This window comes from Mesotoga sp. H07.pep.5.3 (assembly GCF_002752615.1).
GTDB lineage: Bacteria > Thermotogota > Thermotogae > Petrotogales > Kosmotogaceae > Mesotoga > Mesotoga prima.
The window spans coordinates 1-24122 of the sequence record NZ_AYTV01000021.1 but is presented as its reverse complement, the minus strand read 5'-3'; the positions used below and the strand labels follow the sequence as shown (position 1 = coordinate 24122).

Annotated in this window: 22 protein-coding genes; 11 read left to right on the top strand and 11 right to left on the bottom strand. The window is 46.3% G+C overall.

Annotation, left to right across the window (positions count from 1 at the left end):
* Positions 1-41: 41 nt before the first annotated feature.
* Positions 42-1961: a bifunctional 2',3'-cyclic-nucleotide 2'-phosphodiesterase/3'-nucleotidase gene (locus V513_RS08130; RefSeq protein WP_099772339.1), complete on the bottom strand. Its 1920-nt coding sequence runs from the start codon at positions 1959-1961 to the stop codon at positions 42-44.
* Between the two features lie 664 nt (positions 1962-2625).
* Between V513_RS08130 and V513_RS08125 the strand changes: the two genes are divergently transcribed.
* The 11 genes from V513_RS08125 (at position 2626) to V513_RS08075 (ending at position 13637) form a co-directional block, all read left to right on the top strand.
* Positions 2626-3354 (top strand): class I fructose-bisphosphate aldolase, encoded by a 729-nt coding sequence (locus tag V513_RS08125; protein ID WP_180274855.1) that lies wholly within the window; start codon positions 2626-2628, stop codon positions 3352-3354.
* A 4-nt stretch (positions 3355-3358) separates the two neighbouring features.
* Complete coding sequence (locus V513_RS08120) at positions 3359-4303, top strand: sugar-binding transcriptional regulator (protein ID WP_099772337.1); 945 nt, start codon at positions 3359-3361, stop codon at positions 4301-4303.
* A gap of 14 nt (positions 4304-4317) precedes the next feature.
* Positions 4318-5301 (top strand): zinc-dependent alcohol dehydrogenase, encoded by a 984-nt coding sequence (locus V513_RS08115; RefSeq protein ID WP_099772336.1) that lies wholly within the window; start codon positions 4318-4320, stop codon positions 5299-5301.
* A complete protein-coding gene (gene lsrF, locus V513_RS08110) occupies positions 5294-6091 on the top strand; it encodes a 3-hydroxy-5-phosphonooxypentane-2,4-dione thiolase (protein WP_218962699.1) in 798 nt (265 codons plus the stop codon). The genes V513_RS08115 and lsrF overlap by 8 nt, the downstream gene beginning before the upstream one ends.
* A complete protein-coding gene (locus V513_RS08105; protein WP_099772334.1) occupies positions 6091-7605 on the top strand; it encodes a sugar ABC transporter ATP-binding protein in 1515 nt (504 codons plus the stop codon). Before lsrF ends, V513_RS08105 begins: the two co-directional genes overlap by 1 nt.
* Positions 7598-8539 (top strand): ABC transporter permease, encoded by a 942-nt coding sequence (locus tag V513_RS08100; RefSeq protein WP_099772333.1) that lies wholly within the window; start codon positions 7598-7600, stop codon positions 8537-8539. Before V513_RS08105 ends, V513_RS08100 begins: the two co-directional genes overlap by 8 nt.
* Positions 8540-8564: 25 nt before the next feature.
* The gene (locus V513_RS08095; protein WP_099772332.1) at positions 8565-9494 is read left to right on the top strand and encodes a sugar ABC transporter substrate-binding protein; all 930 of its coding nucleotides are present in this window, start codon (positions 8565-8567) and stop codon (positions 9492-9494) included.
* Between the two features lie 176 nt (positions 9495-9670).
* Positions 9671-11155, top strand: coding sequence for a xylulokinase (locus tag V513_RS08090; RefSeq protein ID WP_099772331.1), 1485 nt, complete (start codon positions 9671-9673; stop codon positions 11153-11155).
* A 421-nt stretch (positions 11156-11576) separates the two neighbouring features.
* On the top strand, positions 11577-11780 hold the full coding sequence (locus V513_RS08085) for a hypothetical protein (protein WP_006489575.1): 204 nt from the start codon (positions 11577-11579) through the stop codon (positions 11778-11780).
* A gap of 267 nt (positions 11781-12047) precedes the next feature.
* Complete coding sequence (locus V513_RS08080; RefSeq protein ID WP_099772330.1) at positions 12048-12941, top strand: carbohydrate kinase family protein; 894 nt, start codon at positions 12048-12050, stop codon at positions 12939-12941.
* Between the two features lie 69 nt (positions 12942-13010).
* Positions 13011-13637 carry an SGNH/GDSL hydrolase family protein gene (locus tag V513_RS08075; RefSeq protein WP_099772329.1) on the top strand — a complete coding sequence of 209 codons (627 nt, stop codon included), beginning with the start codon at positions 13011-13013 and terminating at the stop codon, positions 13635-13637.
* Positions 13638-13646: 9 nt separating this feature from the next.
* On the opposite strand, the gene V513_RS08070 is transcribed toward V513_RS08075, so the two are convergent.
* The 10 genes from V513_RS08070 to V513_RS13965 form a co-directional block, all read right to left on the bottom strand.
* Positions 13647-14201 carry a peptide deformylase gene (locus tag V513_RS08070; RefSeq protein ID WP_257212016.1) on the bottom strand — a complete coding sequence of 185 codons (555 nt, stop codon included), beginning with the start codon at positions 14199-14201 and terminating at the stop codon, positions 13647-13649.
* Positions 14191-14820, bottom strand: a complete 630-nt coding sequence (locus V513_RS08065) for an NUDIX domain-containing protein (RefSeq protein ID WP_099772327.1) — start codon at positions 14818-14820, stop codon at positions 14191-14193. The genes V513_RS08070 and V513_RS08065 overlap by 11 nt, the downstream gene beginning before the upstream one ends.
* A 114-nt stretch (positions 14821-14934) precedes the next feature.
* The gene (locus V513_RS08060; RefSeq protein ID WP_257212043.1) at positions 14935-16527 is read right to left on the bottom strand and encodes a phytoene desaturase family protein; all 1593 of its coding nucleotides are present in this window, start codon (positions 16525-16527) and stop codon (positions 14935-14937) included.
* Positions 16528-16534: 7 nt separating this feature from the next.
* Entirely contained in the window at positions 16535-17506 is a 972-nt protein-coding gene (locus V513_RS08055) for an SDR family NAD(P)-dependent oxidoreductase (protein ID WP_099772325.1), read from the bottom strand.
* 9 nt (positions 17507-17515) lie between these two features.
* Entirely contained in the window at positions 17516-17959 is a 444-nt protein-coding gene (locus tag V513_RS08050) for a nuclear transport factor 2 family protein (RefSeq protein WP_014731849.1), read from the bottom strand.
* Between the two features lie 227 nt (positions 17960-18186).
* Entirely contained in the window at positions 18187-19044 is an 858-nt protein-coding gene (lipA, locus tag V513_RS08045) for a lipoyl synthase (RefSeq protein ID WP_014731848.1), read from the bottom strand.
* Entirely contained in the window at positions 19019-19726 is a 708-nt protein-coding gene (gene lipB / locus V513_RS08040) for a lipoyl(octanoyl) transferase LipB (protein ID WP_099772324.1), read from the bottom strand. Before lipB ends, lipA begins: the two co-directional genes overlap by 26 nt.
* A 2-nt stretch (positions 19727-19728) precedes the next feature.
* Positions 19729-20970, bottom strand: coding sequence for a penicillin acylase family protein (locus tag V513_RS08035; protein WP_099772323.1), 1242 nt, complete (start codon positions 20968-20970; stop codon positions 19729-19731).
* A gap of 381 nt (positions 20971-21351) precedes the next feature.
* On the bottom strand, positions 21352-23379 hold the full coding sequence (locus V513_RS08030; protein WP_180274854.1) for a 5'-nucleotidase C-terminal domain-containing protein: 2028 nt from the start codon (positions 23377-23379) through the stop codon (positions 21352-21354).
* 501 nt (positions 23380-23880) lie between these two features.
* Positions 23881-24122: hypothetical protein (locus V513_RS13965; RefSeq protein WP_218962697.1), on the bottom strand; the 242-nt coding region annotated here is incomplete at its 5' end.

The window sequence follows — 24122 nt, the reverse complement described above, 5'->3', positions numbered from 1 at the left end:
AAATTGCGGGCCCCGTAAGGGGCCCGTTTTCTAAAAGTAAGCTACTTAACTTCCTGCATTACCGTATCTTCAAGGTATTTAGCGAGTTCTACTAAATCAACTTCATAGATTCCCCATCCCGCCTCATCGACTTCAAGGAACTCTATTCCTCGTATTGCATTCCTCTCGATGTATCCCACGCCTTCGGGAGAAGAACGGTACAGAAGTGGCCCGGCCGTGTCAATCGGCAAGATTTTCCAGTTGTTCGTCGGAACTGGATCAATTTCACCTATGTACTGTATGTACTTGATTATGGCTTCACGATTTATCTCGGTTGTCGCCAGAATTACGTTGTCTGCCACATGTGGAAAATTTCCTCCTCCGCTCCCTCTGTAGTTGTTTGTCACTACCAAGAACTCCATTGACGCATCAAGCGGATTGCCTTCAAAGGTCGCAGAAATCAGGCGCTGGCCAGCAGGCCTGCTTATGTCGTAAACATAATCGATTCCCTCGATTACGTCAAAGTTGTATTCCCTAAAATCGTAGTTGACAATATGCTGCGGTTCTGTGGAATATGGGTCAATCTGGTTGAAGTTGTTTGCCGACGCCTCGAGCCAGTCTTTTATCTGTTCTCCGTTGAGTTTTGCCACATAGATAGTGTTCGGATAGATGTAAATGTCTGTTATCGAGCCGATCGTTATGTCTCCTTGAACGTGTGTGAAATATGTTGGACCCTGCCTGCCGGCAATGAAAGGTGCTGCAGCACTAAGAACAGGAAGCCACTCGTATTCAGTTCCAGCGAATTCACGCTCTGCCCACCATATTTGGGCTTCATTGATGATCTGTGTGACTGGGTTATCAATGATTCTTGAGAAATAGGAAGTTATCTCGGTGTCGGTCCAGCCTATTGGAGTCCTAACATACTCAATAGTTGCTTCATGTTTTTGAGCAACCAGCTCAGCTAGCTGCTGATGAGTCTCAACTTCAGGAGTTACAGGAACTAGCGAAGCTGAACCATCTAGTACTTCCCACTCTCCAGTAGTCCAGTCATAAGCTAGGTCGAGATTAATGATACCTAAATGCGAACCCCAGGAACCGGGTTGTACAGTCGGAACACCAAAGATCAGCCCCTTGTCGTTATCGATGCCTTCGATATCTGCGAAATCGCCAGGGAAATGGGAATGCTGATGACCGAGAATCATTGCATCGATTCCTTCGACCTGAGCGAGGTAATAAGCCGCATTCTCCTGAGCATCATAGCTTGTTATTTCATCTGTGGATATTCCGGTATGAGCAACTGCAACAACGAGATCCGACTGATCTTTAAGAACAGGAATGTATTTCTCCGCCTGTTCTATAATTGTCTGGGTGAACACGGTTCCTTCTAGATGACGCCTTCCCCAGCTCATTATCTGTGGAGGTGTGAAGCCTATCACACCTATCCTAATTGGGATTCCGTCCACTTCCCTTTCAAGAATGACGAAGGGATTCACCAAAAAATCCTTTGGATCTTCGGCCATTCTGATATTTGCGGAGACCCAGGGGAAGACAGAGTTGCTTCTTGCGCGTTCAAAAAACTCGAGACCAAAGTCAGTGACATCATGATTCCCTACCGAAACGGCATCATAGCCAATATAATTATAAGCCCGCACGATTGTCTGAAAATCAAAGCCTTCAAGAGGATTAACATCGGCCTCGTAGTCTCCTACTAGACTTCCCTGGATAAAGTCGCCCGTATCGAACAGCAGAGTGTTTGCGTTTCCGCTTCTGACCTTTTCAATGAGTGTGAAAACCTTTGCGAGACCAATACTCTCATTCGGCTTATCCCCCATGTAGTCGTAGGGCATAATGTACTGATGCATGTCTGTCGTACCCATAATAACGAGGTTGTGAACAGTCTTGCCAGTTGCAGAGAATAACAAACTTGAAAAGGCAAGTAAGATCAAGAGAACAGTCGCGATACTCTTCCTTTTCTCAAGCATTTTCTCACTCCTCCTTGAAAGACCCAGGTTGCTTTTCATTCAGGAACGAAGCAACCATGTGGGTATTTATTATATAACTGGCATCATCTCCCAGCAAAGAAATACTTAGGGTGTATCTCAGATAATACATCTACTTTTTGAAGAGGGTTTCGATAAACGTGAATGAGTCTTGCTCCGGATCTCTAGAATTTACATTAGGACAACGAAAGAAGCGGTCAGAGTCTTCCGGCATAGAAGTACTCTTGAATCCTTTGGTAAACTCAACAGAGTTTCGATTAATACCCAGTTAGGTCTCTTGGAGACATCACTGAATATTAGATTCACAATGACAAAGGGACCTTAAGTCACTGAGGAACTTGGGTACTCGTTGATCCAAATGACTTCTTGAGCTTCGTTAATGATTCAGTTCTTCTGCAGCAAGAATTCTGATGAATTTGCTACCGCTCTGGGTCGACTAACGGTTATTGGCCTCGAGATCTTCAATAATCTCTTTGCCCCAATAATCAAGAGTTGCAAAAGCCTACCATGTACCGATTCCTACGGCGTGATGCATCATAACTAATTCTACTCAAAAGACGGTTGACTTTGATACGGGAAAAGTGATAGCATTATGAATAGTGAGAAAACGTGATACACGTTTGTGCAAAGAAATGGAGGAGTTTTGGTGAACGGACTGAAGAGAAGACTGAATAGATTGCTATGTGGCGAATCGCTAATTCTTGCAGCGGCTGATCACGGGCAATTTGCAGGTGTGCCTGAGGGGCTGGAGGACATAGAAAGTTATGTTCGGGAGGTTGAGAAGCTGGATGTGGACGGTATCATTCTCAATCCCGGGATAGCCTCTCTCATTGATGAATTCGACTGTCGTAAGTCTCTTATAGTGAGAGTGACTCATGCCGGTTCGTCGCTTTCCGGCGATATTGAAAATACAAAGTATTTTCTGGAACCCGAGGAGGCGCTTCGAATAGGAGCAGATGGAGTTATCGTCATGGGAATTGTAGGCCAGAAATGTGATTCCGAGGCATTGCACGATCTTAGCAAAGCGATTTGGGAGTATCGAAGATATGGAATTCCTGTGATTGCAGAGATGCTGCCATACAGGAAAGAGGAGTATTTCTCCAAGAAAGTGATTGCGGATATCTCAAGAATAGGAGCCGAACTTGGTGCGAATATAGTGAAAACCAACATCACGGATGATTATGAGTATGTAATCAGATCATGTCCCGTTCCAGTAATCATAGCCGGTGGTGAAAAGACCAAGGACTTTTTCGCCTCTCTTGAGGAAGCAGCGGCCGCGGGAGCTGCAGGTGCGGCCATTGGAAGAAACCTTTATTTGGATACGGATAGGCCCAGCTTCGTCAAGAGAGCAAGAGAGGTATTCAAACGGAGGTAAGGGGATGAAGAGAGATGAAGTTAGTCTCGCTTACAGAGCCGCAGAAATGTACTATGTTAACGAGATGAACCAGGAACAGATCGCCTCGGAACTTGGGATTTCTCGGTCAAAGGTCTCTAGACTGCTAACAAGTGCCAGGAAACTTGGAATGGTAAAGATCGAACTCGTAGAACCGGACTCATTTGACCTTAGCGCACTCGAGGAAGAGCTCTGCAGAAAATTCTCAATTAGAGAAGCACATATCGTTGCATCCGTAGAAGGAACAGAAAAGGAAATCAAACAGAGAATTTCACTGTCCTTTCAAAACAACATTTTGAAAATAATCGAAGGGAAGAAATCCGTTGGCCTAGGCTGGGGAACCACTGTTTATGAGGCAGTAATGAGTCTTCCTAACAAATTGGGACAGCTACCTGAGATGAAGATCGTTCCTCTTCTCGGTGGTCTTGGTCAATCGGAAAAAACATATCAGATCAACAATATTGTTGAGAAGATGGCGAACTCTCTGGGTGCGACACCGGTATTTCTTTCCGCTCCGGCAATCGTCAACAATGCCGAACAGCTTAATATGATGACTCAAGTGGGGTCAGTTCAGAATGTCGTGAATGAATGGGCTCATCTGGAGGCCGTGATCTTTGGTTTGGGTGCCCCCGCCGGTATGTCTGCGGTACTGGATTCAAACCTTCCCGGAGAAATCATCCTCGAGCTTGTTCGAAAGCACGCGGTGGGCGATATCGTTTCGAGATTTCTAAACAAGGACGGAGATATCATCTGTAGAAATATCGAAGACATCTTACTGGGTATACCCTTCTACGAATTGCTGAAAGTGCCTGAAAAGATATGTTTAAGCGCTGGAGAGCATAAAGCCGACGGAATCCGCGCTGCTCTCTCCAGGGGATATATAACTACATTATTTACTGACATCAGGACTGCCCAGAGACTGGTTGCCTAACAGGAGGTTTGTGTATGAAAGCAGTGATGTACGAAGGAATTGGAAAGCTCTCAATCAGAGACGTCGAGAAGCCAAAGATCGGGGAAGACGGAATCCTTGTGAAGATTATGTATTCATTCATTTGTTCTACTGATATAAAGACCTTCAAACAGGGCCATCCTATGATAAAACCTCCTACTATTCTCGGTCATGAATGCTCGGGAAGGATTGTGGAAGTTGGATCGAAGGTGGAGGGTTTCGAAGTCGGAGAATGTGTTGCGGTGGCTCCTTTCGTAAACTGTGGGGAATGTGAACAGTGCATTGGCGGGAATCCCGAGGGTTGTAGAAATAGGAGTTTTCCAAGTAACGGTGCTATGACTGAATATCTTTCCGTAGACATGAGTTATGCGAGGAAAGGTGTTTGGAAAGTATCTGAATCGCAAATTAAGGAAGCTGCTCTCGCCGAACCGATGGCCTGCGCGTTGACTTCGTGCAGAAACATGAAGCTCCAGCCGGGGGAATCTGTTCTAGTCGTAGGTGCAGGTATCATGGGAATGCTAAATGCAACCGCTCTGAGAGACATCTACGGTCAGATCGTAAAGATAGTCGATACAAGAGAAGACAGACTGAAGTTCGCGCAAGAGATGGGTTTTTCCACCTCCCTTGAAGCTTCAGGTAAGTTCAACTCAATTGTTCTTACAGCACCAATTCCAGAGCTTATAGATAGATACCTACCGATGGTCAAGCTGTTCGGCAATCTCGTTTTGTTCGGCGGCTATCCAAAAGGGATAAAGGCCTCTTTCGATCCCAACATAATACATTACAATGGAATTAGAATGACTGGCACCACGGGCTTCGCGCCAAAAGACTTCGCGGCCGCAACTTCGCTAATGAATAGCGGTCAGCTACTTCTAACACCTTTCACAAATAGGATCTACGAGTTCTCGGATTTTGAAGAAGCCTTCAATGATGCTGTCGAAGGCAGATCAATAAAAGTCGGAATAAAGGTTGGTGAGTGAGTTGTTTGGCAAGAGAAACAGACTATCTAGGATTTTCAACGAGTCTGGAAAATCGATCATGTTAGCGCTGGATCACGGAATGGCCCTTGGCCCAATGCAGGGTATTGAGAGACCGGGCGAAGTTCTGAAAAAACTAACGCCATATACTGATTCCATCATGCTTAATAAGGGAATCCTGCAGAACTGCTACGTTCCTGATGGACATGTAGGAATAGTTCTCAGGATAAGTGGTGCGGCAACCATTGTAGGTGAAGATCTTACTAGGGAAAGCATTACCACCACCGTGACGGAAGCTCTAAGACTTTCGGCAGACGCCGTTGCTACTTCCATTTATGTTGGAACTCCAAATGAACACTCGACGATTAGGGAGCTTTCGCTTCTTTGTGATGAATGTGAGACCTACGGGCTTCCGGTTCTAGCTGTAACAGCGATTGGTAAGGATAGAGAGAGGAAGACAGATCCCAGATACCTTGCTTTGGCCGTAAGAGTAGCGGTAGAAATGGGCGCAGACATCATCAAGACCTACTACTGTGATGAGAATTTCGAGAAGGTAGTGGAAGCAAGTGCAGGAGTTCCGATAGTTATTGCAGGAGGCCCCAAGATGGATTCGGTTCTAGACGTCCTGAAGATCGCCGAAAATGCGTTAAAGGCTGGGGCTCTTGGGGTTGACATGGGGAGAAATGTCTGGCAGCATGAAAAACCCGTTGAAATGCTGTTGGCACTGAAGGAAGTTGTAAATGAAGGGGTCAATGCGGAAGAAGCTCACTCAAAGCATTTTGGGAGAAAGTAATGAAGATTGTTGAGATGATCTCGATCAGGAAGGAATTCCCCGGGGTCGTCGCTCTTGACAATATTGACTTTGCTCTCGAAGAAGGCGAGATTCATGGACTTGTTGGTGAAAACGGGGCAGGGAAGTCTACCCTCATTAACGTACTAGCGGGTGTCTTTCAGCAGAGTTCCGGAGAAATGAGAATTTTTGGAGAACCTGTGCGATTGAGCAGCCCATCCGACGCCTTGAGGAGGGGAATTGGAGTTGTCTATCAGGATACAGTTCTTGATCCTTACTTCACTTCGGAGGAAAACATCTGGCTTGGGCGGGAGCCGTCCAAGCTATCTGTGCTTAAGGGGAAGAAAACAAGATCCGACACTAAAGAATTATGTGAAGAATTCGGAATTGAAGTTCCCCTTCGCGTCCCAGTCGGAACTCTAAGTGTAGCCAAGCAGAAGATGGTAGAGATTCTCAGGGCCCTAAGCATGAATTCAAAGGTGCTGGTACTTGATGAGCCGACTGCCTCCATAACTCAGAGTGATACGGACAACCTTTTCAAGATTCTTAGGAATCTCAAAGAGGCCGGTCTCAGCGTGATCTTCGTTTCTCATCATCTCGACGAAGTATTTAATCTATGCGATCGAATCACTGTTCTCAGAAACGGGCACTACGAAGGGACCTATGCTTCTTCGGAACTTTCTACAAGAAGCCTGATCAAGTTGATGACGCACAGGGATTTAACTGATCAATACCCAAAACAGGAGTACAAAGCAGAAGAGGAAGTTCTTAGAGTATCCAATCTCAATTCAGTGAAACTGGGCTTGAAGGATGTTTCCTTCGAAGTTAAAAAGGGAGAAATAGTAGGGTTCTTCGGAATGGTTGGTTCAGGTCGGACAGAACTTATGAAATCGATATTTGGAGCCGGTGAAATCGACGGCGGAGAGATACTCATTGAGAACCAACCTGCAAAGATTTCGAATCCATCAAAGGCAATGAGAACCGGAATCTACCTTTGTCCTGAAGATCGCAGGAGAGAGGGACTGGTGCAGGACATGTCGGTTGTCGACAATCTCTCCATTCCTTTTTTGGGAACCCTGACGAAGTTTGGCGTCATCTACTCAAAGACGGTCAATTCAAAGGCCAGAAAGCTCTCCAAGGATCTAGAGATAAAGACTCCTTCACTGAAGACAATCGTATCCAATTTGAGCGGTGGAAATCAGCAGAAAGTTGTACTTGGAAAGTGGCTGATGGGACCAAAGTCGAGAGTCTTTATTTTCGATGAACCCACACAGGGAATCGATGTTGGGGCGAAAACGGAGTTCTACAAAATCATGCAGGACATAGCCAGCAAAGGTTGTGGAGTGATATTTGTTTCTTCGGATATCAGGGAACTTCTAGGCGTCGCAGACAGAATTTACGTAATGCGTCTTGGGAGAATCACAGCCGAATTTGAACGCAAAGATTTCGATCAGAGCGTAATTCTAGAGAATGCACTGAGCGATACAGTTTCAACGGGGAGTGGGAAATGTGAATAAAGCGGGACAACTATTCCAGAAGTACGGAACGATACTGGCCCTGATCGGGATTGTCGTCTTCTTCTCGGTTATGACTGATACCTTTCTTACTTCTAGAAACCTAATAAACATACTTTCTCATATTTCAATGTTGGCCATAATAGCAACGGGAATGACCGTGTGTATGATTCCAGGGGATTTCGACATGTCGATTGCCTCAGTTGCGAGTCTCGCAGGTGTGATAGCGACTTCTCTTATTCTCAGCGGGTTTGGAGTTGTTGGTTCAATAGTTATAACAGTTGGTATGGGAGCGCTCTTTGGTGTGGTTGCCGGCATCTTGATAACCACCTTGAAGATATCCGCATTCATAGCAACTCTTGCTCTTGGAACCATCGCAACGGGTATAAATTTCATGTTCACCAGGGGTCAGGAAGTATACGGGATCTTCCCCGATTCATTTCTGATGATAGCACAAGGCAGAGTGATAGGAATTCCTATTCAGGTTTTCATAATGGCTGCGGTCGTTCTCGTTTTCGCCTTCGTTATGGAGAAAACCAAGATGGGTAAATGGATGTATTCAATAGGGGGAAGTGTGAAGGCTTCATTCCTCTCGGGAATCAATGTCAGGCTGCTGCGTGTCGTGGGAATGATAATCTCGGGAGCTCTCGCGGCCTTCACCGGATGCATCCTCGCATCGAGATTGGGATCTGGACAGCCAACGGCTGGAGATGCTTATCTGATGGATGCGATAGCAGCTTCATTTTTGGGGATGACCGCCATAAAAGTGGGCAGACCCAACGTTTTGGGAACATTCGTCGGCGCTCTGATAATTGGAGTGATAAACAACGGTCTCGTAATTATGGGAGTGTCATATTTCTTTCAATACATCGCCAAAGGAGCAATCATAATTCTAGCGGTTGCATTGACATCGTTCAAGAACGCTGAGAGCTTCTAGGCAATCATCTGGAGGTGTTGCAAGTATGAAAAAGGCAGTTTTAATTCTCGCAATTGTTCTTGCTGTTTCAATTGGTGTAAGTGTGGAAATCGGATTCGTTGCGGCCAATCTTTCTGCGGTAACCCAGGCAACAATCGCCGAGAACCTTGAGGCGATCTCCAAAGATAATAACTGGACGATTTATGTTTCAAATTCTGCCGGATCATGGGAAACAATGAACAATCTAGTTGAGAACTATGTTTCTAAGAAAGTCGATCTAATTGTGATTGCAATGGGTCAAGCAAGTTCACTGACATCATCGTTGACTGCCGCAAAGGAAGCGGGGATTCCAGTTATTGGAATCGATTCCGAGTACAGTGATCTTCTGACTGCCGACATTCTAACAAACAACTGGGAAATGGGTGCCAAGATCGCCACATATCTTGTGGACAGACTAAATCACAAAGGGAACATAATTGTATTCAAATTTGATCAGTTCTACGGGACTCGTTTCAGAGGCAAAGCAATCGACATGGTCCTTACGGAAGAGCCAAACATAAATGTACTGGAAGTCCACCATCTTCCCCCTGCAGGTTTCGTCGAAGACGCCCAGAGAACCATGGAGTCTTACCTGCTCAAATATGGAGACAAGATAGATGCAGTATGGTGCGCGTGGGATGATCCTGCATACGCAGTATCACTTGCAATTAGGGCAGCCGGTTACAGCCAGGAAGATATGTTTGTTGTAGGTATTGATGGGAGTGAAAGAAACATAGAGATGATAGCTGCCAACAACACCGCCGTTGTCGCCACTATCCTTCAGCCGTTTGGAGACTCGGCGCTAATAGCGGCCGATCTTATCAACAAAATAGTTGTAGAAGGAAAGAGCCCCGAAGAAGTTATCGGCACCGTCAGGGTAATATACATGGACGCGCCGCTTATCACTTCAGCGAACGCTCAGGAATACATCAAGTAAGAGTTTTCACAACGTGTAGGTAAAAGTAGTAAAGGGAGTCTGCCGCGACAGTCTATTACTAAACATGGTGTTATTATCATTCGTAAGTAGCGAAGTGCCTGAACAGACTCCCTTGCCTAATTAATGTCTTCCAACGTTATCATCATTGGAAGACTTTCAAGGAGCGGTTATCAAAAATGAATTCAAGTGTGCTTTTCGCAGGATATGATATTGGAACGACTTCGAGCAAGGTTTCTATTCTAGACGCTGAAGGTCATGTTATCTCAAATGCCAAGGTAAACCATCCTCAAGAGTTCTCGATAGATGGTTTTCCCGAACAGGATGCTAATAACTGGTGGGAAGACTTCAAGAAACTGACTTCGATTGTTGGCAAAGAGATTTCGCTTTCGAGAATAGAAACGATCGGACTGAGTTCAATGTGTCCATGTGTGCTTCCCGTTTCAGATGAGGGAATTCCATTGAGAAAGTCTCTCATGTACGGAATAGACCAGCGCGCTTCGAAAGAGGTTGGACTCTTTAATGAATCCTTCAGCCGCGAAAAAAACAGATCTATCTATACGGATTACTCTAGCCAGTCGATTCTCCCTAAGCTTCTCTGGTTAAGAGAGAACCAGCCTGCCGTTTTCAAGAGTACTTCACGAATCCTTACGGCGAACGGCTACATTGGATTTAAGCTTACACAGTCATTCGCAATGGATTATTTCTCAGCTTCGGCCGGTAATCTGATCGATTTAGATAGCCTCGAGCTCTTCAAAGAGCCTTTTGATCGTTTCGATCTATCGACGAGTCTCTTCCCGGAAATGAAATGGGCACTGGAGCCAATAGGTAATCTAACTCGTAGCGCCTCGCTGGAGACAGGGCTGAAAGAGGGAATAACGATATTTACGGGGACTGGCGATGCTTGCGCGGATGCAATTACAAATGCCTGCATTGAGCCCGGTAGCGTTTCGGTTTCTCTTGGAGGAACATCGATATTCATCCAGTCTCTGGAGAAACCGGTATGGTCTCCAGATCTATTTGTCGAGACCGGAGCAACTCCCGGTTCCTTTACCATAGGAGGTGCAACGAGCTGCGGAGGCCTTCTAACAGACTGGGTAGTTGAGCGATTGTTTGGTCTCAAGGCATCGGAAAAAGAGGTTCTTTTGAGGGATTTCGACGTTAAGAAGTATAGACCTTCAAATCTCATTCTTCTGCCTTTCTTTGGGGGAGCCCGGACACCCTTCAACGATCCAGGGGCAAAGGGTATCTTTTTTGGTCTTTCTATGGAAACCGATAGGGATAGTATTCTCTCTGCGCTGTTTGAGTCTATTGCAATTGATATCAGCATGATAAGCGATGAGATCAAGAGGACGGCACTTGAACCAGGCCAAATTTGTGCCTCAGGAGGAGGAACCAGGAGCGAGGTTCTCCTCGGGCTGATTGCCACTGCTCTAGATCGTGAACTCCTGGTTTGTCCGCAAGAATACGACTCTGCTAGCGGTGCCGGGCTCATTGCTTTGTCGGCGTTTTCTGAATCGAGCCTCTCGGAAGTCGTAGACAAAATCAAAGAGAGATATGTAACTGTCGAACCCTGGAACGAATTCGGAGAATACATTTTCGAAAGGAAGGAAGCCTTCAAGGAGCTGTACAACTGCAATCGAGATCTCTTTTTGAAGAGATGAAGTTTCTTTGAGAAAGAAAAAGAATATTATAGATGAGGAAATCAGCCGGGGATAACCCCGGCTTGATTATTTGCTGAGAGATTAACAGGAATGAGGCTTCAAAGAAAGATTGCGCCAGTTTTCTGTATATCATAAGTCTTTTGGAAGCAAAGTCTTGCAAGGGAGTTAGCGGTCATGAACTTGGGATTTGCTCTTATCTTAATTGGCTTGGAATTTGCAGGATCTCGCTTCAAAAAAGGTTGAAAGAATATCGCCCATTCAGGATGCATAGATCCGAAAGATTCGGAAACGACGTCTTGAATCTACGTGGACCTGATCTCATTCTTGCGAAGAGCACGAAGTGCTATAATTTTGGTGTGAGACGTTCTAGATAAACTCTTTCTTCGGCTATGAAGTATTTGTTTGAAGGAGGTGTTGTGAAGTGATTTACTACGTAGATGACAACGCAAAGCCGACCGGAGAACATGAAATTCATACGGAGTACTGCGATAGGCTCAAAGAGTTAAAATCGAAGACAAGGCTGGGAGATTTCGTTAACTGCTTCGGAGCCCTTCAGAAGGCGAGAGAGATATACCCAAATGTCGATGGTTGCATTCATTGCTGCAGTGAATGCCATAAGGGCTGAAGCGTCTTCATAAATTTCAGATTAATGGTCGCTTGTAGGGAATAAATGAATCTTTCTTGCAGATTCGTTAGCTGGCGTTTTTGCTTTTTCTGGTGATTTCTCCGGCCATAGAGCATTTTGTTAACTTTCACTTTTCAGTCTCTTTTGTGATGACGGCCTGCAACGGTTAATTACAATTCATTTCAGAGTTCCGCATTCTTTTCGGATGCTATAATCATTCGGAACTGATGATTCATACCCGCAGATATCGGAGAAGAGAGTGGTGAAATGGGCAGAGTAGTTATCGTTGGCAACGTTGATGTCGATATCATAGCAGGTCCGATTGACGACTGGCCAGAATGGGGAACGGAGATAGGAGTAGATACTGTTGATATGCGTATCGGCGGGCAGGCGGCCAACACGGCTGTCGTGCTTGCCGACCTCGGAGTACCGGTGGAAATAGTCACTGTAGCAGGAAATGATCTCTTCGGGAAGGCCTTTGAGAGAAGATTCATTCAAATGGGAATTTCTGTCGAAGGGCTTGACCTCATCGAAGGCAAGACTCCTCATACAGTTGCGATAACTCATACAAGCAGTGAGAGAAGCTTCTTGAGCGACGAATCTGTCATGCGTTTCATGGATGTTGACTTTGTTAGCAATAAGCTTACTAACGTCAAAGGCGCACATATCCTGTTTTGTGGAATCAATGTTCTTAACGGTTTGAGAAGGGGAGACTTGAAGGCCCTTCTGGAATCTCTCAATGATGATAACGTCATCTACCTGGATCCTGGATGGCCTCCCGATGGCTGGAAGTCATTCAGACCTCAGATAAGGAGCTTGCTGAATTCATTAGACTGGTTCTTACCCAACGAAGCCGAACTAATCGAGGTGACACAAGAAGCTTCGATTTCCAGCGCCGTGGAAAGCTTTCAGAGGGAGTTCACCAGTAATGCGATGGTGAAGATGGGCTCTGAAGGTTCGCTCATGATCTCTAGAGACAGTTCAAAAGAGTATTCGACCGAAAGGTCAGAGAACGTTGTGGATACGATTGGAGCCGGGGATTCCTTCAATGCCGGGTTTATCTATTCGGCGGCCGTCAAAGGAAGCTATGATGTCGACCTTGCCCACAGGATCGCCAGAGACTGGATCGAGGGAAGATACAGGGAGAAAATTTCCTTGTAGGTTGCTCTGATTAGTTTTCGCGGTTTTTTGGAAGTATACTGTCTATTCATAAGCAGGGGGATGAAGAGAGTGTTTCTTAGAGAAGGTCAAAGAGTACTCTTTCAAGGGGATAGCGTGACTGATACTGATAGGGACAGAGAGGACTTATACTCTCTTGGGGACGGTTATCCTGCAATTATCTCCGGACTCGTGGGTTCTGCGCATCCGGAACTGAGAATCGAGTTTCTGAACAGAGGCGTTGGAGGAGATAGGGTACGGGATCTTCGCAGACGCTGGGAAGTTGATTGCCTTGATCTCTCTCCTGACTGGGTTTCGATACTTGTGGGTATAAACGACTGTTGGCGCCTCTACGACAGCGACGATAAAACGGAGCCGGAGGACTTCGAAAACGACTACAGGTATCTGCTGGAATCGGTCAGGTCAAAGGGAGCATCTGTGATAATAATGGAACCCTTCTTCCTTCCAGTCTTCTCAGGGATGGAGAGATGGACTGAAGATCTTGGACCGAAGATCCAGATAATCAGGAGAGTTGCAAGGGAATTTGGAGCGATTTATCTTCCGCTCGATGGAATTTTCGCTGCTGCATCTGCGAGATGCGAGCCGGAATTCTGGGCCAAAGACGGTGTTCACCCCACTCCCGAGGGCCACGCCCTCATTGCTCGTCACTGGCTTCAGGCAATGAATATCGTTCTCTGATTCAATAGGTTAATCTGAAATTGTCGGCTCGATGCTGTAGTTCACAAGGCGATCGTAGTATTCGCGATTCCTTTCATATTCCGAGCGGTATATGATACTTTTGGCATCTAATGCGTGATCTATAGCGAGAATGCCGTCGAGGTGGTCTATCTCATGCTGAAGCAGCTCCGATCTTGCCTGATCGACCCCCTTCCACTCGTGTTCGATTCCCCTTTCATCTTCATACACGACATCTATCGAAAGGCTTCTTTCGAGCCTAATGAGCAGATGTGGAAAGGACATGCAGTCATCCCACATTGTAAATGTAGACCTACTGCGGTTGACTATTCGCGGGTTTATAATTGCAAAACTTCCTTGACCTAGATTGAGCGCAACGATTCTCTTAAGAATGCCGATTTGCGGGGCTGAAATTCCGCGGCCAAAGCCATTTTCTTTTCTGAATTCATCAAGGGCCTGTTTGAGCAAGACGATCTGGCCTATCGTCTCCTGGCTTCGAAAGTCAGTGACGGTAGAGGATTTTTCGCGGAGCAACGGATTTCCAAGAAGCAATACTTCACACGTCATCATCAACCTCCGAAAGCTCTTTGGCTCTTTTCAAGAGATGTGCAAGAGCCGCTGCCGTTCCTAGGGGAAAGAGAAGAGTTCCGGTCTCTAGAGAGCCGGCGACAACCTCTCCCCCTGAGGAGATTATATCTTCAAGTGCTATCTTGCGCTCAAGACTTTCGCAGAGCAATTCCTCCGGTATGGCAATTAAAGCGCTGACCTCTTCGCGGTCGAGTTCGAAGGGAGTGTCATCTTCAAAATGCGCATTAAAGCAAGCGATGAAGTATGGCTCTTTCTCGGGTAAGTCTTTTCGTTGATCAAGCATTTCGTAGATCATTCTGGGGGCGGGTGAAGTAAGTTCGATTGTGTCAACAACGCTTCCGTCTGGTTGAACTATATCCGTCCTCGCTGAATGAATTATTTCGACGGCCTTTCCAGTCTCTTCGACTGCTTCGCGTTTTGCTGCCTGGATGAACCCCTCGCCTTCTTCACAGTGGCCACCGATTCCGGCGAAGAACCTTTCTCCGAACTCTGTTCGATGCTTCCTTCCAGAAACCTGAAAGAGGTAAAGGCCCCGGTGCTTTATAATCAGTCCAGTGCCCTTTTCGGAATTATCTGGAACCAAACTGTTGATATTCATAGTATTCTTTCCTTCATTACTCGATTGTCGAGACAATCATCTATTTATCCAAAGAGGCGATCTTCTACATGTCCGAAGACCACTGTCGCTGGTCTACAGACAACGTAATGGTCTTTAGCCGCCGGATCGGTCCCTATTCACATTCTTTATCACGGAATCGGCTGCCAGCTTTCCCGTAAGGATGCTTATCGGTACACCTGCAGGGCTATAAGTCCACTGGCCGGCCTGAAGAACATCCGGTATTTTCGTTTTGACCGAGCTGTTTACCTTCATCATACTGGCTACAACTGGTATCGGTTCCTCGAAAGACCATCCTACGATCGAGCCTTCAGTGCTGCCGGAGTAACTCTCTATTGAAAGCGGGCTGCTGGAAAATGAAAAGAGAATCCTGTCTTTCAGAATCGGGTAGATTGAATTAGATAGAACTTCGATTATTCTCTTTTCTAGCTCTTCTTTCAGCTCTCCGTACCAGCCGGACTCATACGCTTTCTTCACTATATCGTATTCGAAGAGTGTGCTTACAATAAGACCGGTCTTTCCTTGTGGAGCTAGGTCTCTGTCCTTGAGAACGGGGATCGAAATCTCGTAGGTGCTCAGTTTGCAGAACCTGTCAAGCCAGCTCAAGACTTCTTCTCTTGAATTTACAGACCAGTTCTCCAGAATGGACTTCATTTCGCTGCGATGAGTCTCGCCAAGGCCTTTCTTTGAAGGGGTATAGAAGAAGTGCCCGCTGGAGATCGCTTCAAATTTCTCAGGCGGTTCGTCGACCGCGATGAAGACGCTGAAGATAGAATCGGTCCCATGTTTCTTCGATATCTCTGATCTGAATGCGTTGACCGTTTCCGTTGCGGTCTCTTGCAGGCCGTCTGTTTTTACAATGGAGTAGAGCTTCTTTAGGTCGGCAGCCCACACAAGCTTCTTGTATTTATGGGATCTTCCATTGCTATCCACGATTACTTTTTTCTCGGCATGGACCTCTGTCACTTCCCTACCTGTCTCTATTTCCCCACCGAACTGGATTATCTTTTCTTTTACGCGTTCCGCCATAGCTCCAACTCCACCCTTCGGATAGAAGTAATCCTGATATAGGTAGAAATAACTCATGGCGAAAAAAGTCGGTGTGTTCTTGAAGAAGTGCTGATCAATGATGTCTCTCAAAGAACTGTCTTGGACAATCTTCTCGAGGAACTCCTCGACCGGCATCCTGAATTTTCCAATTCTTCGGAGGGTGAAAAGGAACTTGAACAGCCAGGGCAGGTACACTTTGACAAAATACGACTTGTTGTTCTTGAAGTCCATGAAGAGGGGATTATCGACTCCGTAGAGAATCTCCATGTCCTTCATGATTCTCTTTATGAATGAAACGACTCTCTCGATTTCATCCTCGCTTCCAGGATACATCTTCCTAAGAAGATCAGAATACTCCTTCAAACTTTCCTTCGAGGTCACACGTATAACACTGTTTTCGATCCCCACAGATACCGGACTCTTGACTCTTTCGATTTCAATCCCAAGCTCCCTCAGCATGGGGAGAATAATTCCCGCGCTTTCGAGCGCCCTCACACCGCCGTCGAAGAGGAAGCCATCTCTCCAAAAGGAGTTGATCAGGCCCCCACACTTCTCGTTCTTCTCCAACAAGAGGACTCTAGCTCTGTGCTTTGCAATATATGCGGCACTGGTCATTCCGGCTATTCCACCGCCAACTATTATCGCGTCATAGATTTCCGTTATCGATGCCCCCCATTCGTAGGCTTTCCTGCCAGAGTTTTTTAGCTGTTTCCATGTCGAGTGCGGGAGGGGCGGGAATCTCTTCCGTGGTTAGATTGAAGAACTTTCCGCCGACATCCTGGAGATCACCGGAAACACCAAGATAGTAAAGGGCTTCTGCCGAGATTTCCGGCGTACGGGAGAATCTGTCGACAACATTTCTCTTATACCATTTGTATAGTGCTCCATTTTCCTTTCCCGTACCCGTCTTGACTGCACCGGGGTGCATTGCGTTTATTGTGACCCCACTTCCTTCGAAGTACTGATTAAGAATAAGCATGCTAAGCAGCTGGCAAGTCTTTGCAGAGCCGTAGGCCTTAAGGCCAGTGTAACGTCTCTTCTGCCAGTTAAGGTCCTCCGTTTCTATTCCCCAGACGGCAAATCGATGGCCTTCCGAATTCACAATCAGAATGCGGCCCTTTTCCTGAGCTTTCATCTTCTCTCTTATTAGATAGTTTATGACGAATGAGGAGAGATAATTGACTACGAAAGTCGTTTCAAAGCCTTCCTTTGTAAGTTCTTTGCGCTTCAGAAAGACTCCAGCGTTGTGTATCAAGACATCTATAGTATCTCCCATCGTAGAGAGCTCTTTACCGACTCTCAGGCTATCGTCTAGACTGCTGAAGTCGGCTATCATATATGAACACTGAACGCCGAAGTCGCGTTTGAGTTCGTCGCAAAGCCTTTCCGATTTTTCCCTGTTTCGATTTATGGAAAGAATCCTCGCTCCGTGGCTTGCATACTTCCTGCATGTGTAGTATCCAATACCCGAAGTGCCTCCGGTAATGACCATTAGGCGACCCTCAAAAGCATCATTGCAGATCTTTGGATCAGACTTGTTGTTCCTAATCATAGCTCGAATGTTGGACCATTTGTATTGTTTCCAGTATTTGCGGATGGGTTTCTTGCCTCTCTCCATGTGCAAAACCTACCCGAAGTGTTTTCTCATGAAACGCCTGTAAGGCTTTCTGAATGAGGGTATGTTGTCGAAGATATCACCCCAAAGGTCATAGTAATCTCTCTGCTCGATTATCTTTCCCCCTTCACTAATAGAGAGACGGCTCGCACCATAAATCACGGAAGTCCTCGTCTTCTTGAAGAGTATCGTCATCTCCCATTCGACAAAGACCACGTTGTCTTCCTTAATGACTCTAAGAACGGCCATTTTCAACTCTTTAGATCTCTCGGCAAGTCTTTCGGTCATTTTCTTGAATTCTTCGATTCCCCGGATTTCTTGGATCGTGTCTTTGAAGAGAATGTTGTCGTCGTAGTACGGTAGAATGTGTGACCAGTCAGGTTTCCCTTCTGTGTTGTAAGTCTTTGACCATAGTTCTCGAATCTGATCGGCACTCTCTATACAAAATCCATCCATAATCACAACTCCCCAAAACGGTCATTAGAAACATACAGAGTCCTGTATTCACTCAAGTAACTAGTCAAACATAGAGAATATCTTAAGCAAATCGTATCACGGCGACTCTTGCGAAGCAAATATTTGGAGGATTACAAAATAGCAATCTTCAATTCTGCCCGACAAACTGTGAACGATAGATTTGAAAGTAGCAAAAGTTCAGAAACAATGCTGTTGAAAAACGCTCTCTAGCGCAAACTTGAGAAGCCAAGAGCGGCATGATAGGAGCTACGAACGAGAGGACCCGATGCGACGAACGAAAAGCCTCTCTCAAGAGCGAAGATTCTGTAGCCTTCAAACTGCTCCGGCGTAATATACTCCACTACCGGAAGGTGCTTATGAGATGGCTGCAGATACTGACCAATAGTCAACATTCTGCAGCCTGCATCAGACAGGTCCTTTATTACTGACTTAACCTCGTCTTCGCGCTCACCAAGGCCCACCATTATTCCAGATTTGGTAATTATCGAAGAGTCAATTTCCTTCACTCTCCTCAAGAGACCGATAGAACGCTCGTACGTTGCTCCGGGTCTTACATTGGCGTACAGAGAAGGTACGGTCTCTATATTGTGATTCAAAACGTCCGGATGCTCTCTAACGATTCTTTCGAGAGCCTTCCAGTTACCATTTAGGTCAGGAATCAGTAGCTCGATTGTCGTATTTGGACAGTTCTTTCTCAGTTCACGGACTACATCGACGAATTGAGAAGCGCCACCATCGTTAAGATCGTCCCTGGTAACCGAGGTGATCACAGCATGTCTCAGTTGGAGAAGATGGACGGCGTGGGAAATGTTCTCCGGCTCCTTTGGATCTGGAGAGCCTGGTATTCCCTTTGAGACTGCACAGAATCGACAGTTCCTTGTGCAGATATTTCCAAGTATCATGAATGTAGCGGTTCTGGATGCAAAACACTCTCCCATATTTGGACATCTCGCCTCTTCGCACACGGTATGAAGACGCAGGCTTCGCAACATGACCTTTATTTCGCTAAGCTTACTCCTGTCGGCATTGAGCTTCTTCTTAAGCCAGTCTGGTTTCTCCTTCACTTTGACCACTCTCCAGCCATTCTCTCGAAACTTCTATCAGTTTGCTCTTAAAGACAAGAGAAAATTTTTCTTCCACACTCTTTATGATCTCATGTAAATCAACACTATCCACAAAATCGTCCATCGATGCAATCGTATAGTCTTTTATGCCGCAGGGATTGATCAGTTTGAAATGTTCCTTATTCACCCGTACGTTCAGGGCAAATCCATGCATTGTGAACCATCTTTTTACGGCGATACCGACAGCGGCAATCTTTCTTTCTTTTACCCAGACGCCCCTGTATTCCGGTTTCCTTCCGGCTTCAATGCCATAATCTTCCAGCACTCTAATTACTACCTCTTCGAGAGAGTGCACGTACCATGGAAGATCTTTCTTCCATTTCCCAAGGTTCAGAACGGGGTATGCAATAACCTGTCCCGGACCGTGATAAGTTATGTTTCCTCCCCTACCGGTACTTTGGAGCTCTACCCCAAGTCTCTCAAGCTCGCTTTCATCTACGAGAAGATTCTCTCTTCCGCCCGATTTGCCCACGGTAAGGACTGGTTCATGTTCAAGGAGAATCAGTATGCAATCGGCCTTCCCCGACATAACCTTTTCAAGAGCTAGATTCTGCAGATTCAGCCCTTCAAGGTATTTTGTGAGCCCGTTCAGTCTCAGTGAAAAGCAACTTCGATTCTCCATTTTCAGTCGGACCCCGATTGACGCATAGTCTTATTGATTGGCGAAAAAAGTGTTTCAATCGATTCTACATATTTCATGACTTCTTCTCGACTCAGTGAAGCGGGTCTGGTTTCTCCGGTAACCCATAGTTCGACTTGATCGAAGAAATGGGGGCTGCGTGGATCTTCTGAAGCTCCTGGTGTCAGAAACGCTCTGCACTTGTCTATGTTTGAAAGATCGACGATCTGTGTGTAAGAGTTTCCCAGTTGCAACCAGATGGTATTTCCCGAGGTGGTTACGAGATCGGGCGCTTTTCGATTCGCATCTGGGTAAATCGAGGGGAGGCCTTCAAGATTAGTCTGATAAACCATAACCACCTTTCTAACTTGAGAAACGGCCTCTCGAAGACTGCCAGCCGAAGCCTCAAGTAACTGGTTGACCCAGACTGCCAATTCTTCCTCTTCCGGCAACTTCTGAGTTCTTTCAAACTCTTCCAGGGCAGAACGAAGTAGGAAGATATTTCCGGAATGGCACCCGCCGTATTTCGAGGCAACAAGAGCAGTGACCGTATTGGGCCGCGGACTGCGATGCATTTCCCGCACTACAGTCTCGGCAACATCGGCCGCTCTGCTGTTCTTCAAAAGGCGATAGTCCCAATCACTCAGGGCATTAAGAAGCCTCGTTGAATTCTGTGACAGAAGGTTCTTCTCAGACAAAATGCCTGCGAGAGATAGAAAATCTCTGGCAATTGCCGAGACATTATCTCGATGAATCTCCGAAAAGCTCTCGAAAGTGAATTCGTTTTGATCATCAAGGGGCTCGTAAAGCCTTATACTTCTTGGGTTATGGCCGGTTTCTCCAGTTCCTATAGTTAGAGAATACGGGTACCAGTCTCTGACGGACAAATGACTTGCACTGGCAACTAATCCCGAAAAAGGATTCTGAACATCAGGAAGCTCCTGCGCGTGTTTGTAGAGACCGAGTGTGCGCATGAGCTTGTCGGACTCGAGCAAGTCCTTGCCGTAAATCTCGGATAGCGTCCCGGCAACTTTTCTCCTTGAAAGTTCCATTTGAAACGTGCGATCCCCCGCAGTGGCATAGCCCGCCCCGAAAAATAGTTCAGAGTCATTGTCGGCATAGATGTGTGCTACTCCCCATGAATCACGTACTATCTCGATTTGACCGGCAAATATCCTTACGGGAAGAATAGAAAGAAGCACAATGATAGAGATTAAAACCATCCACAACGTCATTTGCTTCCTCATATCTGCCCCCTTTTGCTCACTGTCTGGCGTGACCCTCCAATTATAGATCACTCTACTGATGGGAGGAACTTCAAGTTACAATCCGTCATCCAAGGCGATAGTGAATATAGGAAGTGTCTTTCAGAAATCAGCTATCAGATGAGGCTCCATAATTGGAGATCTGATTTCGAAACGTAAACAATGATTCCAAGGTATCTGTGAAGAAGAAAAACACATGAAAGTAATGCAGTTATTGAAGCGCTGGATGTCAATCACTCACTTTTGCTACTGAAGGCTTCTCTAAAACGGTAGTGTTACCTCGCAGAATTCAGATCGCATCTCCAATTTGCAAGCCAAAGAAAAACGGAGAGGTTTCCCTCTCCGTTCGACTGGCGATTCTGATTAATTGGCCGGGTTGATAATAGTTATTCTTCCCTCGTTGACGGGAGCGATTGTTCCGTGTCTTTCGATGTATTCTGCAAATGCATCTCTGAGGAAGGACTTTGTTTCAATGACTTTCTCCATCCCCAGGAACATGGTGAACTTGTCACCGCCGCCCGTTAGGAAGTCGTTGGCGGTGAGTGTGTACATCTTATCCGGATCGAGTGGAACACCGTTGGACGTAACAGATATCAAGCGCTCATACGGTGGTTTCGATGCGTCGAAAGTGTATTCGAGGCCCGATACCTGTAAGAATTGGCCGGCAGCGGCCGGATAAGCCGAAATTCCGTGTTCGAGGACGTCCCATATTTGCTTCCCGGTTGTTCTTACGGCGACGACAAGGTTGTCGAATGGTAAGACCGTGTAGACATCCTTTATCGTAATATCTCCAGCTGGAATACTGGCTCGAACTCCTCCACCGTTCTGTATGGCAAAGTCAGTTCCAGTCATCTCTCGAAGGCTATCGGCAATCGCGTTTGCAAGGTTGGATTCCTTCAGCCTTACCGTGCCCCTTTCTCCATCGAGATCAACCTCGGTCTTTCCAATCACCGTACCGAGCTTTTCGTCAAGCTGAGAAACATAACTCTGAACCACTTCGACTACTTCTTCATCCTGTGGAAGGTTCTGACTCATGAATACGTGGGCGAAGTTGATACCTATTAGTTCTCCGTTGTAGATGTTTAGATTTGTTTTCGAGATTAGCTCCGCATGTTTTCCTGAAGAGATCACCCAACTACCGTTTATCTTTTCCGGGAAAGCAACAACGTCTCTTCCTCCTTCGAATATAAGATCGTAGCCGGGAACCTTTGCTGGTAGTACTCTGTTGCCACCGTGCAGATGGGCGAGGGCGACCACCAAATCTGCCTGTGGAGACACTTCATCCAGGAGTCTCTTTGCAGCAGAATACTGTTCTTCGAAGGTAATTCCCGCTACGTTCCTTGGATGGGTGTACCAGGCGCTGCTGTCGTCAGTAAGCCCAACAATGGCTATCTTTACCCCGTCGACTTCTTTTATTATGTATGGCTCAAGGAAATAGGGGGATTCTCCAAGGTATAAAGTATTTGCGCCAAGGAATGGGAAATTCGCAAGTTTGCTGTTTCTTTCCATCACGTTGAATGGGAAATCGAAGTCGTGATTACCGAGAACCATGGCGTCGTAGCCCATCATGTTCATGATCTTAATTACCGGCTCTCCTTCGAAGAGGTTGGCGACGTTGGTGTTGTAAGGAGCGTCTCCAACGTCCAGAAGCAGAAGATTAGGCTGAATTGCTCGTTCTGTCTTAACGTAGTAGGCCATCCTCTCCATCGCGCCTACTGGGTACTTCGCCCCGCTTGGTAAATAAGGCTCTATGTGCCCGTGTATGTCTGCGGTTGCGAGCATTGTGATTATCTTGAAATCTGGATTGTCGACGAAGTTCGAAAGAATCTGAGCGGCTTCTTCCCTCCTCAACGGTCTTTCCAGAGAGAGCAACTGGGACGGCACATAGACAAGTTGTGAGAGCTTTGCCGAATAGTCTATTGGTTCATCAACTCCAAATAGAACCTTGGCTACTGCGAGCGCGAATTCGGCGCCCGTTACTGCTTCAAATGGTCTGTAAAGCCCATCGACGACATCTTCGGCTCGTACCTTAATGAGCCCCTCGATGTACTCCTCTCCTTCGATATCGATGATATCTTTGGCAGACGGAACGACGAAAGCCTCATCGATTACTCCTAGTGGATCGGTGTAGACGAACTTCTTCTCGACCTCTTCTTCGAGCTTCATGGACTGGATTGTCGACAGCTTGAATGTCTTTACTATCCACTCGGCAGCGTCGGCTCTTGAAAGCGCTTCGGTCGGATTGAAAATATCGTTCTCTGCCTCGACTATACCCGCAGCAAATAGCTTTTCAATAGCAGCCGAATATGGGCTAGCCGAAATGTCTTTGAGCCCGGCAAATGAAAGCGCACAGATCAGTAACGCTGCAATCAGGATGATTCTGTTCCTCAATGTAGTATCCCTCCTCATAGTAAAGTTATACGGAAAAATCAGAAAGAGATTAGTGAAAAACTGCTGAAGCTCACTTTATCACCAAGACTATTATACGTCAGCCAATCAGTTTGACGGACGGTTTTAGAGGGATGCGATGAAGAGAATCCGACCTTTGTTTTTTTGGATGGTAAGCTTTTTACAGGGACTACAGCTGTTTACCATGCACAACTTCTTGGAAGGTGATTCCCAATTTTAAGCTGAAAAGACTATTCTGTTGAATACAATCTGTTGATTGATGAATGCGGATTCGATTATGCGCACTTGTTCTATCTATCGAAGGGGTCACCGAGGAAAATAACAAGATTCGACAAAAAGAATGATCGAGATGCTGAATCAAGTTCATGACGATATCTGACGTTTCTTTACTCTAGAGCTTGGCACACTGGAACAGACAACTTGCAACTGCTCTTTCGAAGGACGGGTTTCACGATCCCGAAGGACCGAGGACGGCTCCTACTCCTATTTGTTGTCCGTCAACGGTCCACCGTCCTCCGAGAAGATCTTTTCTAGAAAGTCCAGATCCTGAACAGGATCACGAGGATGACAAAATGAGTTCGTTCTGATCCGAGGGCGTAATTTGTTTCTTGAGGACTGGGTCAAGCTCTTGTTTTTTGCTCCCGACCAACCCCCGACCTTCGACCCCCAACCACGGTCTGGTGAGTAGCCCAGGGGGATTTCACCCCCAGGCTCTCTCAGAACCG